Annotated in this window: 17 protein-coding genes and 2 pseudogenes; 10 read left to right on the plus strand and 9 right to left on the minus strand. The window is 70.8% G+C overall.

Going from position 1 to position 14749, the window contains the following annotated elements; translation table 11 throughout:
• Positions 1–57: 57 nt before the first annotated feature.
• Complete coding sequence (locus tag SVTN_RS42065; RefSeq protein ID WP_159026457.1) at positions 58–567, plus strand: NPCBM/NEW2 domain-containing protein; 510 nt, start codon at positions 58–60, stop codon at positions 565–567.
• Positions 568–913: 346 nt separating this feature from the next.
• Here the strand turns inward: SVTN_RS42065 and SVTN_RS15660 are convergent, their stop codons facing one another.
• Positions 914–1318, minus strand: coding sequence for a hypothetical protein (locus SVTN_RS15660; protein WP_159026458.1), 405 nt, complete (start codon positions 1316–1318; stop codon positions 914–916).
• Between the two features lie 160 nt (positions 1319–1478).
• Here SVTN_RS15660 and SVTN_RS15665 point away from each other — a divergent pair, with 160 nt between their 5' ends.
• From SVTN_RS15665 to SVTN_RS15675, 3 genes are read left to right on the plus strand one after another with little or no spacing between them, the layout of a single operon-like run.
• On the plus strand, positions 1479–3116 hold the full coding sequence (locus SVTN_RS15665; protein WP_041129660.1) for a penicillin-binding transpeptidase domain-containing protein: 1638 nt from the start codon (positions 1479–1481) through the stop codon (positions 3114–3116).
• Between the two features lie 55 nt (positions 3117–3171).
• Complete coding sequence (locus SVTN_RS15670; protein WP_041129661.1) at positions 3172–3669, plus strand: YbaK/EbsC family protein; 498 nt, start codon at positions 3172–3174, stop codon at positions 3667–3669.
• The gene (locus SVTN_RS15675) at positions 3666–4517 is read left to right on the plus strand and encodes a DMT family transporter (protein WP_041129662.1); all 852 of its coding nucleotides are present in this window, start codon (positions 3666–3668) and stop codon (positions 4515–4517) included. The genes SVTN_RS15670 and SVTN_RS15675 overlap by 4 nt, the downstream gene beginning before the upstream one ends.
• A 99-nt stretch (positions 4518–4616) precedes the next feature.
• Here SVTN_RS15675 and SVTN_RS15680 read toward each other — a convergent pair.
• Positions 4617–5111: pseudogene (locus tag SVTN_RS15680) on the minus strand (SDR family NAD(P)-dependent oxidoreductase); the annotation flags it as partial.
• 90 nt (positions 5112–5201) lie between these two features.
• On the opposite strand from SVTN_RS15680, the gene SVTN_RS15685 reads away from it, so the two are divergent.
• From SVTN_RS15685 to SVTN_RS15705, 5 genes and pseudogenes are all read left to right on the plus strand, one after another.
• Complete coding sequence (locus tag SVTN_RS15685) at positions 5202–5468, plus strand: GlsB/YeaQ/YmgE family stress response membrane protein (RefSeq protein WP_041129663.1); 267 nt, start codon at positions 5202–5204, stop codon at positions 5466–5468.
• 215 nt (positions 5469–5683) lie between these two features.
• The gene (locus tag SVTN_RS15690; RefSeq protein WP_041129664.1) at positions 5684–5857 is read left to right on the plus strand and encodes a CsbD family protein; all 174 of its coding nucleotides are present in this window, start codon (positions 5684–5686) and stop codon (positions 5855–5857) included.
• A gap of 173 nt (positions 5858–6030) precedes the next feature.
• Positions 6031–6240, plus strand: a pseudogene (locus SVTN_RS15695) (transposase family protein); the annotation flags it as partial.
• 181 nt (positions 6241–6421) lie between these two features.
• Positions 6422–7180 (plus strand): 2OG-Fe dioxygenase family protein, encoded by a 759-nt coding sequence (locus tag SVTN_RS15700; RefSeq protein ID WP_041129666.1) that lies wholly within the window; start codon positions 6422–6424, stop codon positions 7178–7180.
• An 81-nt stretch (positions 7181–7261) separates the two neighbouring features.
• Positions 7262–7879 (plus strand): LysE family translocator, encoded by a 618-nt coding sequence (locus SVTN_RS15705; protein ID WP_041129667.1) that lies wholly within the window; start codon positions 7262–7264, stop codon positions 7877–7879.
• A 7-nt stretch (positions 7880–7886) separates the two neighbouring features.
• Here SVTN_RS15705 and SVTN_RS15710 read toward each other — a convergent pair whose 3' ends face one another.
• The 7 genes from SVTN_RS15710 to SVTN_RS15740 form a co-directional block, all read right to left on the minus strand.
• The gene (locus tag SVTN_RS15710) at positions 7887–8405 is read right to left on the minus strand and encodes a YbaK/EbsC family protein (protein ID WP_052499669.1); all 519 of its coding nucleotides are present in this window, start codon (positions 8403–8405) and stop codon (positions 7887–7889) included.
• 58 nt (positions 8406–8463) lie between these two features.
• Positions 8464–9531 (minus strand): ArsR family transcriptional regulator, encoded by a 1068-nt coding sequence (locus SVTN_RS15715; protein ID WP_159026459.1) that lies wholly within the window; start codon positions 9529–9531, stop codon positions 8464–8466.
• Between the two features lie 161 nt (positions 9532–9692).
• Positions 9693–10859: a serine hydrolase domain-containing protein gene (locus SVTN_RS15720; RefSeq protein WP_041133928.1), complete on the minus strand. Its 1167-nt coding sequence runs from the start codon at positions 10857–10859 to the stop codon at positions 9693–9695.
• 92 nt (positions 10860–10951) lie between these two features.
• Positions 10952–11476, minus strand: a complete 525-nt coding sequence (locus SVTN_RS15725; protein ID WP_041129668.1) for an allene oxide cyclase barrel-like domain-containing protein — start codon at positions 11474–11476, stop codon at positions 10952–10954.
• A gap of 157 nt (positions 11477–11633) precedes the next feature.
• The gene (locus SVTN_RS15730) at positions 11634–12386 is read right to left on the minus strand and encodes an energy-coupling factor ABC transporter ATP-binding protein (RefSeq protein ID WP_041129669.1); all 753 of its coding nucleotides are present in this window, start codon (positions 12384–12386) and stop codon (positions 11634–11636) included.
• Between the two features lie 5 nt (positions 12387–12391).
• Positions 12392–13153 (minus strand): cobalt ECF transporter T component CbiQ, encoded by a 762-nt coding sequence (gene cbiQ / locus SVTN_RS15735; protein ID WP_041129670.1) that lies wholly within the window; start codon positions 13151–13153, stop codon positions 12392–12394.
• A 1-nt stretch (position 13154) separates the two neighbouring features.
• Positions 13155–14180: an energy-coupling factor ABC transporter permease gene (locus tag SVTN_RS15740; RefSeq protein ID WP_041129671.1), complete on the minus strand. Its 1026-nt coding sequence runs from the start codon at positions 14178–14180 to the stop codon at positions 13155–13157.
• 190 nt (positions 14181–14370) lie between these two features.
• Here SVTN_RS15740 and SVTN_RS15745 point away from each other — a divergent pair, with 190 nt between their 5' ends.
• Positions 14371–14730 carry an SsgA family sporulation/cell division regulator gene (locus SVTN_RS15745; RefSeq protein ID WP_041129672.1) on the plus strand — a complete coding sequence of 120 codons (360 nt, stop codon included), beginning with the start codon at positions 14371–14373 and terminating at the stop codon, positions 14728–14730.
• Positions 14731–14749: the final 19 nt, after the last annotated feature.

Below are 14749 nucleotides of genomic sequence, written 5' to 3' on the forward strand. Positions count from 1 at the left end.
TCGCCGGCTTGATCGTAGCCATTTTTTTTTGGCATTAAATCAGACGATACCAAACAGGTGGACGTGAAGACCCCAAACCCCGTCGTCGCCGACGAACCTTCCAGGGGCACCCCCTCACCCACCCCACCAAGTAAGACCCCGGCCGCCCCTCGACCACTTGAGACGAAATACCTGGTGGACATGGAGGCCTTGAGTGCAAGCTACGGCACGGACCCAGGCTCCGTAGAACTGCGCGGGGAAACATTCCCTCAAAGCATCGCCCTCCGAGTCGACAAGAACTCCATCCCAGCCAATGAAGTCGAGTACAACCTCGGCGGCCAGTGGAAGGCTTTTGATGCGACCATCGGAGTTACCGACCCCTCCCCCACAGGGGGACGGTTGACATTTGAGATTTTCGGCGACGGCCGAAGCTTGCGAAGCACTGAACTAGGGAAGGGGACTCCCGTCAAAATCCATATCGGAGTGACAGGGATTCAGACTTTGAAATTGAAAGTAAAATTCACTGCGGGTGAGTACTACAACGATTACTCTTACGGAGCGTGGGGGGACGCCCGACTCTCCAAGTAGGTCGCCTACTCCACGCCAGTGCCGCTGCTCCCGCAACGGGGATCAAGTGCGCTGGACACCTCGACCACGAGCTGATCACGCGGGCAACCGATCCATGATCACGGCCCCAAGACGGCCCAGCAGCGCCCGCCAGACTGCGAGCACTGAAGAAATCGCTGGTCACGACCCTAGGGCCGTGGAGTCGCGAGGCTTCATCTACTTCTGGCCCCTCTACACCGGCACTCCCATTCCGATGGACCAGTGGCGGAACAGGATGTGGCTCGACACCTGGGTGTAGCGGGGAGACCACGAGCGGGAGGGCGCGACCGGTGGTCGTGCCCTCCCGCTCGTGGTCACTCGCCCGTGGTCACTCGCCGTAGAAGTGCGCCAGGAGGAGCACCGACAGCGCGAGGCCGGCGCCGGCCATCACCTTGGCCGCCGTCGGCCGCCGTCGTGGGTCCGCCGCGGCGGCCAGCCAGAGCTGCAGCACCGAGGGGAAGAAGACGAACATCCCCGCCATGGCGGCGATGTAGCTCCACACGAGCAGGAACACCGAGATGACTCCGATGGCCGAGACGAAGCCCGACGAACCGGCGTGGAGGAACAGCGGTACGGCGGTCACCCCGGCGGTCGCGAGGACCAGGGAAAGAAGGGAAGGATCGGCGAAGCCCTGGTCCAGCCACGCGATCGACGCGGCCACGGGAGTGAGCGCGGCGAGCAGCACGAGGCCGAACTGCCATGGATGAACACCGTTTCGCGCATCGACGTGCATGCCCCGCCCCCGATCCAGATGACTTGAACGTGTTCAAATCATCGTAGCCGAGAAGGGCGGGCCGATGGGTCGGGTGTGACGGATATGGCGACAGTTGCTCGACACGCGAAGGTCCTGACTGCTTGACTCGTCGGTCCACCTGGGGAGGGGAGGCGCAGTCATGCGCAGCGGAGCCAAGGTCGCGATCGTCGGGGGCGTGTTCGCCGTCGTGGCGAGCGGGGTCGGCTACGGGGGTTACAACCTCTGGAACGGGGTCACGGGCGGCGACACGAACGTCAAGGGCCTCGCGGACGAGGCGCCGAGGACGGGCCCGGTCACCGGTGAGGAAGTCACGCGGACCGCAGGGGACTTCCTGGCCGCCTGGGCCGCCGGGGAGTCGGACCGGGCGGCCCAGCTGACGAACGACCCGGTCACGGCGGGGCCCGCGGTCGCCGCGTACCGGGAGGGCGCGAAGGTCTCGAAGGCGGTCATCACGCCGGGCACGCCGGTCGGGGCGAGGGTGCCGTTCACGGTACGGGCGACGATCTCGCACGAGGGCGTCTCCAAGGACTGGTCGTACTCCTCCGAACTGACCGTGGTGCGCGGCCAGTCCACCGGCCGCCCGCTGGTGAAGTGGCAGCCGGCCGTCCTCCACCCGAAGCTGACCGCCTCCGGCACCCTGCGGACGGGCGTCGCGAAGACCGCCGAGGTGAAGGCCGTCGACCACGACGGCGTGGAGCTTACGGCGGAGAAGTACCCCTCGCTCGGGCCGGTCCTGAACGAACTGCGCAGGCGGTACGCGTCGAAGGCGGGTGGCACCCCCGGCGTCGAGACCTGGATCGACTCGGGCACGGCGGGCGTCGCCGACACCCCCCTCCTCGTCCTGTCGAAGGGCAGGCCGGGCACCCTGGAGACCACCATCGACGCGGGCGTCCAGGCGGCGGCCGAGAAGGCCGTCAAGGAGTTCGACTCGGCCTCGGTGGCCGCGATCGAGCCGTCGACGGGGGCGATACGGGCGGTCGCCAACAATCCCGCCAAGGAATTCAACACCGCGCTCATGGGGCAGCAGGCCCCCGGTTCGACGATGAAGATCGTCACGGCGACGATGATGATGCAGAACGGTCTGGCGACGCCCGGCACCCGGGTCGAGTGTCCTTCCGACGTCCTGTCGCGGGGCAGGACCTTCCAGAACCTCGACAGGTTCAGCATCACCGGCGGCACCCTCACCGAGGCCTTCAGCCGCTCCTGCAACACCGCCTTCATCAAGGCGATCACCAAGCTCAGTGACAAGGGCATCGCGGACACCGCCCTCGGCGCGACCGCCCGCGACTCCTTCGGCATCGGCCAGACGTGGAACATCGGCGTCCAGGCCGCGGACGGCTCCGTGCCCGAGTCCGCGGGCGCCGAGACGCCCGCCTCGTACATCGGCCAGGGCAAGATCACGATGAGCGCCCTGAACGTCGCCTCGCTCTCCGCGACCGCGAAGAACGGCGGCTTCCTCCAGCCGTACCTGGTGGCGCGGAAGGTCGACGACCGCGAGTTCGCGAAGGCGGACCGGCTGGCCCCCGAGATCGCGGCCGGCCTGCGCCGGATGATGCGGGAGACGGCGACGAACGGCACCGCCGCGAAGGCGATGACGGGGGTCCCCTCCCCGAAGGGCGCGAAGACCGGATCGGCCGAGCTCGACGGCCAGGCCACGTCCAACAGCTGGTTCACCGGCTACTCGGGCGACCTCGCGGCCGCGGCCGTCGTCCAGTCGGGCGGTCACGGCGGCGACGCGGCGGGCCCGGTGGTCGCGCGGGTCCTCAAGGCGGGGTGACCGAGTGCCGGAACTCTGTCGCGTGGCCCGTACACCGACCGCTAGCGTGCGGGCCATGACGACCGACGAGGACACCGCCTCCGCCGCCCACCCCCAGTTCGCCGCCGCCCTCCGGGAGCTGGGTCTCGACGTCGAGATCCGCCGCTTCCCGGACGAGACCCGGACCGCCCAGCAGGCCGCCGAGGCCATCGGCTGCGCGGTCGGCGAGATCGTGAAGTCGCTGATCTTCGCGGCCGACGGGGTGCCGGTCCTCGTCCTGATGGACGGCGCGTCGCGGGTGGACGTCGAGCGCGTACGGCAGGAGCTGGGCGCGGAGAAGGTGACCCGAGCGGACGCGAAGGTGGTCCGGGAGACGACGGGGTACGCGATCGGGGGCGTCCCGCCGTTCGGGCACCGGACGCGGACGCGGGTCCTCGCCGACCGGGGCATCCTCGACCACGAGGTGGTGTGGGCGGCGGCGGGCACCCCGCACACGGTGTTCGCGCTGGACCCGAAGACGCTGGTCACGCACGCCGGTGGCACGCTCGTGGACGTCCGCGAGCCCGTGAAGTGACCCCGCTCGTCACGCTGGCGGTCCTGCTCGCGGCCGTCACGCACGCGAGCTGGAACGCGATCGCGCACCACATCAAGGACCAGCTGCTCTCCTTCACGCTGATATCCGGCGGCGGGGCGCTGATCGGTCTGGCCGTGGCCTGCTTCGCACCGCCGCCGGCGGCGGGGGCGTGGCCGTACCTGGTCGCCTCGGCGGCCCTGCACGTCGGGTACATGGCCCTGCTCATGCGGTCGTTCTCGCTCGGGGACTTCGGCCAGATGTACCCGATCGCCCGCGGTACGGCCCCGCTGGTCGTGACCGTCCTCGCGGCGGTCTTCCTCCACGAGGTGCCGGGCGGCTGGCAGCTGCTCGGGGTGGCGGTGGCCTGCGCGGGCCTGACGGGCCTCGCCCTGTGGGGCATCCGGGGCGGTGGGAGTCGCCCGCACTGGCCGGCGCTGCTGGCGGCGGGTGCGACGGGCCTGGCGATCGCGCTGTACACGGTCGTCGACGGCGTCGGCGTCCGCGCCTCCGGCACCCCGCTGGGGTACATCGGGTGGCTGATGGTCCTGGAGGGCCTCGCGATCCCGGCGTACGCCCTGTGGACCCGCCGCGCGGCCCTCCTCCCCGAACTCCGCCCGTACGCGGCCCGGGGTCTGCTCGGCGCGGCCCTGTCGGTCGCGGCGTACGCCCTGGTCCTGTGGGCCCAGACGAAGGCCCCGCTGGCCCCGATCGCCGCGCTCCGCGAGTCCTCCATCATCGTGGGCGCGGCCATCGGCGCCCTCTTCTTCAAGGAACGCTTCGGCGCCCCGAGGATCGCGGCGGCGGGCCTGATGGTGGTGGGGATCGGGCTGATGCTGCGGGCGGGGTGACCCGGCGGTGGTGCCGCACGCGATGACGGGACCGGTCGGCTGAGCATCGCAGATCGGTGAGTCGGCTCCCAGCCGTCACGACACTTGCCTGATGGGCCGTCAGTCGCCCAGCACCTCCGCGAAGTGCGTGTGCACCGCGAGCAGGCCGCCGTCCACGCGGAGGGTGGCGCCCGTGATCCAGGAGGCGTCCGTGGAGGCCAGGAAGGCCACCGCCGCCGCCACGTCCTCCGGGGCGCCGACGCGGCCCAGGGGGTACACGCGGGTGGCCAGGGCGGCGAGTCGGTCCTCCTTGCCCGTCCAGGCCCTCGTCGCGATCGTGCCCGGGTTGATCCGGTTGACCCGGACCCCGCGCGGGGCGGCGTCGCCCGCCAGGGTGCGGGTCAGCGACGCCAGGGCCGCCTTCGCCGCGCTGTAGGCGTGGTTGCCGAAGTCCGCCTCCGCGTTGACCGAGCCGATCGTGACGATCGCCCCGCGTCCGCCGGCCGCCGCGAGGTGCGGCAGGGCCGCCCGTGAGCAGCGGACCGCGCCCATCAGCGTGACGTCCGGCTGGCCGGTCCAGCCCTCGTCCGGTTCGTCCTCGAAGCGGTCCCGGTCGGCGCCGCCGCACGGATTGTCCATGTTTAGGACGGGCCGATCGGTGCAGACGAGGTTATAGAACATCGGCGCGCTGACAAGAGGGTGCTCATGAGCATCATCGGCTGGATAGTGCTGGGCCTGCTCGCGGGAATCATCGCGAAGGCCCTGATGCCGGGCCGGGACCCCGGTGGTTTCATCCTTACGATACTGATCGGAATTTCCGGCGCCCTTTTGGGAGGTTGGCTCGGCAAGGTCATTTTCGACGTCGACTCGATCGACGGTTTCTTCGAGCTTTCCACGTGGATAGCCGCCATTGTGGGGTCTCTCATCCTCCTGGGGCTCTATCGCCTGGTGGCCAGCAGGCGACATTCATGAAACTCACCCGTCGCCGGTGGAGTCCCAGGGCCCTGACGTGCCGCGCTTCCACGCGGATGACGGGGTGGGGCCTGCGGGTGGCGGCACGGGGCGGGCGGTGGATGGCCGGGCGGCTGGTGCGTGCCGGGTCGCACGCCCTGTTGCCGCGATGGCTCCGGGTCGAGGCCTGACATCCGGACATACGGAGAACGAGAAGAGGTCGGAGGTGAACAGGAATGGCCATGGAGAAGAAGGCCCGGAACGTCGGCAAGAAGATGAAGGGCAAGGTGAAGGAAGGCACCGGCAAGGCAGTCGGTAACGAGAGCATGGAGGTCAAGGGAAAGGCCGAGCAGGCCGCTGCGGACGCCAAGCAGACCGGCCAGAAGGCCAAGGACACGCTCGGGCACTGAGCGTTTTCGACGAGGCCACTGATCGGGGGACGCCGACTGGACCGAGGTGAGGGCCGCAACGCACAAGGCTCCCGTGCCGTCGGGGGAGGTGTTCGACGTCTCGACCCACCGGCACGGGAGCCTTGTCGGTTCCCTGTCCTGCCGCACTCGACCTCCCGCATGCCCTGGTCGAGTGGGTCACCACCGGACTCAAACGCCCGCCGGGCGGTGAACTCACCCTCACCCAACGCACCGCCAACCAGGCCCCGGCCGCGGCGAGGGCGCCGGTCGAACGCGGCATGGCACGCCTGAAGTCCTGGCAGATCTTCCGCAGATCCCGCACCAGCCCCAACCGCATGAGCGTCATCACCGAAGCCGTCCTCATCCTGGAGCGGCAACGCTGAAAACGCTCTGTGAAACCTTTTCGCAACACGCCGTTCATCGAATTCCCGGACGAATGCTCGGAGACAGTCGGAGAGCGTAAATTCTCGGCCATTCGGCCTGGGCCGAAACCCTTTGACACCCGTCCGCCGCCGAGAGCACGATCCACCCCGCCGACTATTGCTTTTGACCCAGGGGGAGACAATGGCTTCGCAGCAGCACGGGGACGATTCGTACGAGTCCGGCGTCGAGGAGATCTGCTCCTCCCTTTCCTCCCGGAGTTTCGATCTGATCTCCGGCGACAAGGTGAAGTCGCTCCTCCTGCGGCGCTCCGAGACCGCCCTCGACGACCTGGAGTCCTTCCGCGAGAGCTGGTCCCGCATGCCGCTCGACGGGTACATGGCGGACGGCGGGCGCTACCGCCGGCGCCGGCACGCCACGCTGAGCGCGCCCCCGGCGAGCGCCGACTACCGCGTCGAGCCCCACCAGCCGCACTACCAGGGCCTCGACTACAACAACCTCAACGGCGGCGTCGCCCGGCACTACGAGCCGTTCGAGGAGCAGAGCCTGCGCGGCGCCACCATGGACAGCCTGCTCACGCTGGGCTGCGACATCTTCGGCCGCCTCGCCCCGTACTCGGGCTGGCACATCGAGGCCCACCAGTTCCGCATCGAGGTGAACGGCGAGGAGGTCGGCCTGCCGACCCCGGAGGGCGTCCACCGCGACGGCGTCACCTTCGTCCTGATGGCGATGATCGGCCGCTCGAACGCCACCGGCGGCGAGAGCACCGTCTTCAACCTGGACAAGCAGCCGGTGGAGAAGTTCTCCCTCACCGACGTCCTCGACGTGGCGCTCGTCAACGACGAGCGGGTCTACCACGGCGTCACGCCCATCGAGCAGATCGATCCCGCCCTCCCGGCCTCGCGCGACGTGCTCGTGATCACCTACCGTCACAAGCCGTAAGTGTCCGGAGCACGGTACGGCGCGGGGGCGGCCACCACGGCGCCCCCGCGCCCGTTCCCACCTGAGTGAGAAGACGGGAAAATGGGTCAGCTAATCGCCGTAGCGGTCATCACCATTCTGGCAGTCATCAGTCCCGGCGCGGACTTCGCGATGACCGTGCGGAACAGTTATCTGTACGGGCGGACCGCCGGTGTTCTCGCCGCCGTCGGCATTTCCCTGGGCGTTCTCGTCCACGTCACCTACACCATGCTGGGCGTGGGACTTCTGGTGACCCGTACCCCGATGCTTTTCACGGCGATGAAACTGATCGGCGCCGCGTACCTGGTGTACATCGGGTACAAGACCTTCGTCACCAAGGCCCAGGTGGACATCGACCTGTCGAGCGACGCCGGCCTCTCGAAGGCGGGGGCGCTGCGCACCGGGTTCCTGACGAACGCGCTCAACCCGAAGACCATGCTCTTCGTGCTGAGCACCTACACCCAGGTCGTCAGCGCCGACACCCCGCTCTTCCAGCAGATCGGCTACGGCCTGTTCATGTCGCTCGCGCACCTGGTCTGGTTCGCGCTGGCCGCCGTGCTCTTCTCCAACCAGTCCCTGCGCACCCGGCTGTTGCAGCGGCAGAGCGTGCTCAACAAGGTCATCGGGACCATCCTCGTCGGCCTGGGGATGGTGCTCGCCCTCACGCCGTCCGTGGCCTGAGGCGCGGTCAGGAGGAGACCCGTTCCACGCGCGGTTCGGCGATCGTCCGGTAGTCCTCGGTGGCCAGGGCCAGCGAGCGGTCGAGCCGGGCCGCGTTGAAGAAGAACTCCGGGTGGACCAACAGGTCCGGGTCCACGATCAGTTCGAGGCGCTCGTCGAAGGCGAACGGCAGGATCGTGCCGCTCGGGGAGCCCGCGAGCTCCTCGGCGATCTCCGGGGAGGCGAAGGAGACGTACGTGCCGCCGTACAGCGCCTTGACGGCGTTCAGGTCGATGCGCCGGTCGCCGGGGACGACGACGAGCGCGAAGCGCTTCTCCTTCTTGCCGATCTTCACCATGGCGATGATGCACTTGGCCGCCCGGTCGAGCGTGTGGCCCCGGAGCGCGCTGACCGCCTCGGTGGCGCCCTCGGGGGCGTGCTCGATCACCCGGTAGGCCGCGCCGCGCTCGTCGAGCAGGGCGAGCAGCTTCTCGTACGTGTCGACGCCCGCGGCATCCGCGACACCTGCGACATCCGTGACGCCCATGGCATCCGTGACACCCGTGGCGTCCGTGGCATCCGTGGTCATTCGGTTCCTCCTGGTTTCAACTGGTCTGGTTCTCCGGCGCGTTGACCCTACGCCTGTTGTCCATGTGCCGGAGCAGCGCGACACCCGCCCCGTCCAGTTCGTACAGCACCCGTACGCCCTCCCTGCGCCGCCGCACCACGCCCGCGGCGACCAGGGCGGTGAGGTGCTCGGAGACGGTGCTCGGGGCCAGGCCCAGGGTCGCGGCGAGGTCCGAGGTGGTGGTGGGCGCGACGAGGCCGCGGACGACGCCGGCCCGGCTGCGGCCGAGCAGGATCTCCAGGCGGTCCCCGCGCGCGGGCCCCTCGGCGAGGCCCCGGCGGGCCGGCGGGGGCGTCTCCCCGAGCAGGACGGCGGCCCCCTCGGCCTGGTAGGCGACGGCCGTCGTGCCGTCCGGGGCGGACGCGGAGTACGGGGCTCCCTTGCCGAACACCAGGGGGACGAGGACGAGTCGGGAGACGCACGGCACCGCGGTCCGGCCGCTCACCACGGGCCCGACGTGCAGCCTCAGCACGTCACCTTTCCGGGTGAGCCGCCGTCCGCGCAGGGAGCCGAGCAGCCGCTCCGGGCCCTGGGTGGCGAGGATCCGGGCCCGCAGCAGGATGTCCTCCTCCGTGGCGACCCGCAGGGGCGCGGCGTACGGGGCCAGGGCCGCCCGCCAGTACCGGGGGATGAACTCGCACAGTTCGGCGAGGCGGGCCGCCGGGTCCGCGTACAGGGTCCCCAGCTCGGCGGGGACGCCCTGCGGGAACCACTGCTCCAGCTCCTCCCGGACGCGGGCCGGGGGAACGGCGGCGAGGGCCGCGAGGTCCGCCGTCAGCTCGCCCCTGGACGGGTCCGGGACGGCGAGGAGGAAGGAGGGGAGGGCGCCGCCGCGGGCGCGGTACAGATGGACGAGCCAGCCCGGGATGGTCACCCCGGCCCGGGTCAGCGAACGGCGGGCCGCCCGGTCCCAGTTGGTGTACGGCCAGGGCGCGAGGCCGCGCCGGGTGGAGAGCAGCCCGATGCTGCCGTACGTCTCCCAGAGCCGGCTGTCGGCGATCCGGACCGTTCCGTACCCGGACCGCCGCAGCGGAATCTCGATCACCACGCACCCCCGCGCTCGCTCCATGGTCGGTGGAGCGGGCACACGGTATCGGCCAGGTGGCCGGGGACGGCCCGTCGGCCGCTCACAATGTCAAGTCGCCGCCCGGGGAACGGATTTCAGCCTGAGGAGACCTTCTTTTTCAGCCTGAGGGGACCTCTTCTTCAGCCCGTCACCGAGCGCACCGCGCGCACCAGGGCCTGGGCGCGCGGGTCGGCCGTGACCGTCTTCCGCATGCCGTTGGTGACGTACCCGAAGGCGATCCCCGTGTCCGGGTCGGCGAAGCCGAGGGAGCCGCCGCGGCCGGGGTGGCCGAAGGAGGACGGGCCGAGGAGCGGGGAGGCCGGGCCGTGCAGCATGTGGCCGAGGCCGAAGCGGGTGCCGACCAGGAGGACCCGGTCCGGGCCCGCGGACTCCTCCGTACCGGCCAGGGTGAGCGTCGCCGGGGCGAAGAGGCGCTCGGCACCGTCGACGGGGCCGAGGGTGGCGGCGTAGAAGCGGGCGAGCGCGCGGGCGGTGGCGACGCCCGCCGAGCCGGGCAGTTCGGCGGCCCGGTAGACGGGGTCGTTCTCGTCGGGCTTGGGGTCGATGACCCCGAAGGCGCGCCGGGTGAGGGAGCCGGGGTCCTGGTAGGCCTCGGTGACGGAGCGCTTGGGGCGGAGCTTGAGGGCGCCGCTGCCGGGCGGGTCGATCTCCTCGACGGGGCCGAGCCGGCCGACCCGGTGGGCCTCGGCCTCGGGCAGGCCGATCCACAGGTCGAGGCCGAGGGGGCCGGTGATCTCCTCGGCGACCCAGCGGCCGATGGTGCGGCCGGTGACCCGGTGGACCAGGCCGGAGAGCAGCCAGCTGAAGGTGTGGGCGTGGTAGCCGTGGGCGGTGCCGGGCTCCCAGGCGGGGGCCTGGGCGGCTATCGCCTCCGTCGCGGTCGACAGGTCGACCGCCTCGGCGAGGGTGAGCGGGCGGTCGAGGACGGGGACGCCGGCCCGGTGCGCTAGCAGCTGCCGTACGGTCACGCGGTCCTTGCCGTGGGCCTTGAACTCGGGCCAGTACGCGGCGACGGGGGCGTCCAGGTCGAGCAGCCCGCGCTGGTGCAGGAGCAGGGGGACGGCGGCGGAGACGCCCTTGGTGGCGGAGCGGACGACCTGGGCGGTGTCCGCCGTCCACGGCTCCGTGCCGTCGGCGTCCTTCGTGCCCGCCCACAGGTCGACGACCCGCACGCCGTCCCGGTGGACGGCGACGGCCGCCCCGCGCTCGCCCCGCTGCTCGAAGTTGCGCAGGAACGCGTCCCTGACCGGCTCCCAGCCCGCCGCCACCGTGCCCTGGACGTCCACCTGACCCACACTCTCTCTCGTACGACCGACTCCCATGGTGCAACGCGGGGGGAGAAAGCCTGATTCCGGGGTCAGGCGGACGTCGGGCGAGGTCAGACGAGGTCGAACGTGACGCGCCTCACGATCCTGGGGGTCGTGGCGATCGTCTCGGAGTGGAGCGAGCCGCGAGCCTTGTCGTACCTCCCGGTGCCGCCGGTGATCGCGTTGTCGAAGGGCCCCTGGGAGACGTAGTTGTAGTACATCCCCTGCACGGTGATCTGCCCCTCCGGGAGGGTGTAGGTCACGATGCACTGCTCCGCTTCGTCGACCAACATCGGGTCCCCGCTCCGGGTGGTGGTGCAGGTGCCGTCGGTGTCGCCGACCTTGTTGTCCGCCTCGTCGAGGAGGTCCGAGTGGATGACGACCCGATCGCCCTGCAGGACGCTGCCGGGGACGGCGGGGGTGACGGGGAAGCGGTGCAGCTCCTGCACCACGGACTTGAGCGAGAAGGTCCGGGCTTTGCCCCCGACGTGGGCGGAACCGGTGTCCGTCGCGGCGGCGCCCGCGACGGGGGCGCAGGCGAGGAGGGTGACCAGGGCGGTGGCCGCTCCGAGGCAGGCGGATCTGATGGGGCGCATCATGCGACTCCTGAGGTTGGACATTCGGGGATGGCCGGAATGACCGGATGGCGAACTCTCATCCGATTCCGTTCGATTCCCTTCATAGCCCCGGCTCCGCCGCCGCACGGAGCACCCCGGCACGACCCACCGGCACATCCAGCCGGTCGGACCAAAGTCAGGCGACGGAGCTCGGTACGAAGCCGAACGGCAGCTCCAGGCGGTGCCGGGCCATCGTCTCCTCGTCCGAGAGGATCGCGGCGGTGGGACCGTCCTCCGCGATCACGCCCTCGCTGAGGATGACCGAGCGCGGGCAGAGCTCCAGGGCGTACGGCAGGTCGTGGGTGACCATGAGGACGGTGACGTCGAGCGTGCGGAGGATGTCGGCGAGCTCGCGGCGGGAGGCCGGGTCCAGGTTGGAGGACGGCTCGTCGAGGACGAGGATCTCCGGCTCCATGGCGAGGACGGTCGCGACGGCGACCCGGCGGCGCTGCCCGAAGGAGAGGTGGTGCGGCGGCCGGTCGGCGAACTCCGCCATGCCGACCCTCGCGAGGGCCTTCTGGACGACCGCTTCGAGCTCGGCGCCCCGGATGCCCGCCGCCGCCGGGCCGAAGGCCACGTCCTCGCGGACGGTCGGCATGAACAGCTGGTCGTCGGGGTCCTGGAAGACGATGCCGACCTTCCGCCGGATCTCGGCCATGTGCTTCTTGCCGACCGGAAGCCCGGCGACGGTGACGCTGCCCGCGCCGCCGGTGAGGATGCCGTTGAGGTGGAGGACGAGGGTGGTCTTGCCGGCGCCGTTGGGACCGAGGAGGGCGACCCGCTCGCCGCGCCCGACGGTCAGGTCCACGCCGAAGAGGGCCTGGTGGCCGTCGGGGTACGCGTACGCGAGGCCGGAGACCTCGAGCGAGGGGGCGGTCACGGGGTCCATCCCAGTCATAGGGTCCATCCCAGGAGGCAGATCAGGAGTGCGGAGAGCGGCAGGGCGGCGGCGTACGTCCACTGGGCGCGGGTGGCGGTGACCTCGTCGATGACCGGCATGGTGCCGCTGTAGCCGCGGCTGACCATGGCGAGGTGGACGCGTTCGCCGCGCTCGTACGAGCGGATGAAGAGCGCGCCGGCGGACTTGGCGAGGACGCCCCAGTGGCGGACGCCCTTCGCCTCGAAGCCGCGCGAGCGGCGGGCGACGGACATGCGGCGCATCTCGTCGGTGATGACGTCGCCGTACCGGATCATGAACGAGGCGATCTGGACGAGCAGCGGCGGCAGTTTGAGCCGCTGGAGGCCGAGGACCAGGGCCCGCAGTTCGGTGGTGGAGGCGAGGAGCACGGAGGCGGCGACGCCGAGGGTGCCCTTGGCGAGGACGTTCCAGGCGCCCCACAGGCCGGGGACGCTCAGCGAGACCCCGAGGACCTCCGTCTGCTCGCCGGGGACCACGAAGGGCATGAGCAGCGCGAACGCGACGAACGGGATCTCGATGAGGAGCCGTCGCAGCAGGAAGCCGGCCGGGACGCGGGCCCGCCCGGCGACGACGCCGAGCAGGACCGCGTACAGGGCGAAGGCCCAGACGGCCTCGCGGGGCGTCGAGACGACGACCACGACGAAGCCGAGGACGGCGGCGAGCTTGGTGTGCGGGGGCAGCTCGTGGACCGGCGAGTGCCCGTGCCGGTAGAGCTTGTGCGCGTGCCCCGCCCCCATGTCACGCCTCCAGGGCGGCGGTCTTGCGGCGGCGGACGACCCAGAAGGCGCCGGTGCCGACGGCCAGGGTCGCGCCGACGCCGATCGCGCCGGCGAGGCCGCCGGAGAGGCGGGGGGCCTCGATGCCCTTGACGCCGTAGTCGGCGAGCGGGGAGTCCGCGGCGGCGTGCTTCTCCACGTTCTTGTCGATGCCCTGGTCGGCGGCGACCTTCTCCAGGCCGTCGGGGCTGGCGGAGGCGTAGAAGGAGACGAAGCCGGCGAGGACGAGGGCGGTGACGACGCCGCCGATCCACAGCTTCTTCGGGGAGCCCTTCGCGACGGGCCTCGCGGAAGGGGCCGCGTCGACCAGCTCGCCGTCCACGCGGAGCTTGAGCGGCGCGGTCAGGCCGCGGGCGCCGTACACCAGGTCGGGGCGGACGGCGACGACGGCGCCGACGGTCAGCATGGTGATGACGGCCTCGCCGACGCCGATGAGGACGTGCACGCCGACCATGGCCGTGAGGACCTTGGAGACGGGGACGTCGGTGGTGCCGCCGATCGCGTAGATCAGGGTGAAGACGGTCGCCGCGGCCGGTACGGAGACGAGCGCGGCGGCGAACGAGGCCACGGTCACCGAGCGGCGGGTGCGCGGCAGGACGAGGACCAGGCCGCGGAAGAGCGCGTAGGCCACGACGACGGTGACGACGCCCATGACGGTGATGTTCACGCCGAGGGCGGTGAGGCCGCCGTCGGCGAAGAGGATGCCCTGCATGAGCAGGACGACGGCGATGCACAGGACTCCGGTCCAGGGCCCGACGAGGATCGCGGCGAGCGCCCCGCCGAGGAGGTGTCCGCTGGTCCCGGCGGCGACCGGGAAGTTCAGCATCTGGACGGCGAAGATGAAGGCCGCGACGAGGCCGGCGAGCGGGGCCGTCCTCTCGTCGAGTTCCTTGCGGGCTCCACGCAGGCCGGCGGCGACGGCGCCGGCGGCGACGACACCGGCGGCGGCCGATACGGGGGCGTTGATGAATCCGTCAGGTACATGCACGTCCGGAATGATAAGGCGTTCCTGCGAAGAGCTTGCAAGAGCGCATCGATGACAGGACGGCGGCGCGCGGGGGCGCGTGACCCTGCCCACACCCCCGGCCGTATGCGCATGCGGCGCGCGCTCGCCGGGAAGAAGAAGGGACATTGGCCGACAATTAGTCGATAAGAGGACAACACGTGAGGAGCCCCCGATGGCCGGCGCGCACGACCGCAGAGTCGACGACCATGCCAAGGGACGCATCATCAGCGACGCCCCGCTCTCCCGCCCGGTCCCGGTGTCCCTCCGTTACGATCCCGACTCCTCCCCGGCGACGGTCCGCTTCGGCTTCCCCGGCGCCGTCGAGTGGTCCTTCCCCCGCGCCCTCCTGGAGACCGGCATGCGCGCCCCGACCCGCCGCGGCGACATCGGGGTCTGGCCCTGCGGCCGCGTCCAGACGGTCGTCGAGCTCCACACGGGGGACGGGGTCACCGTCGTCCAGTTCGACACCACGGCCCTGCTCCGCTTCCTGAAGCACACGTACGCCGCCAGTACGTCGATGACGACACACTGACGGCGTACGGATCAGGCGT

This window comes from Streptomyces vietnamensis, assembly GCF_000830005.1.
Classification (GTDB): Bacteria; Actinomycetota; Actinomycetes; order Streptomycetales; family Streptomycetaceae; genus Streptomyces; species Streptomyces vietnamensis.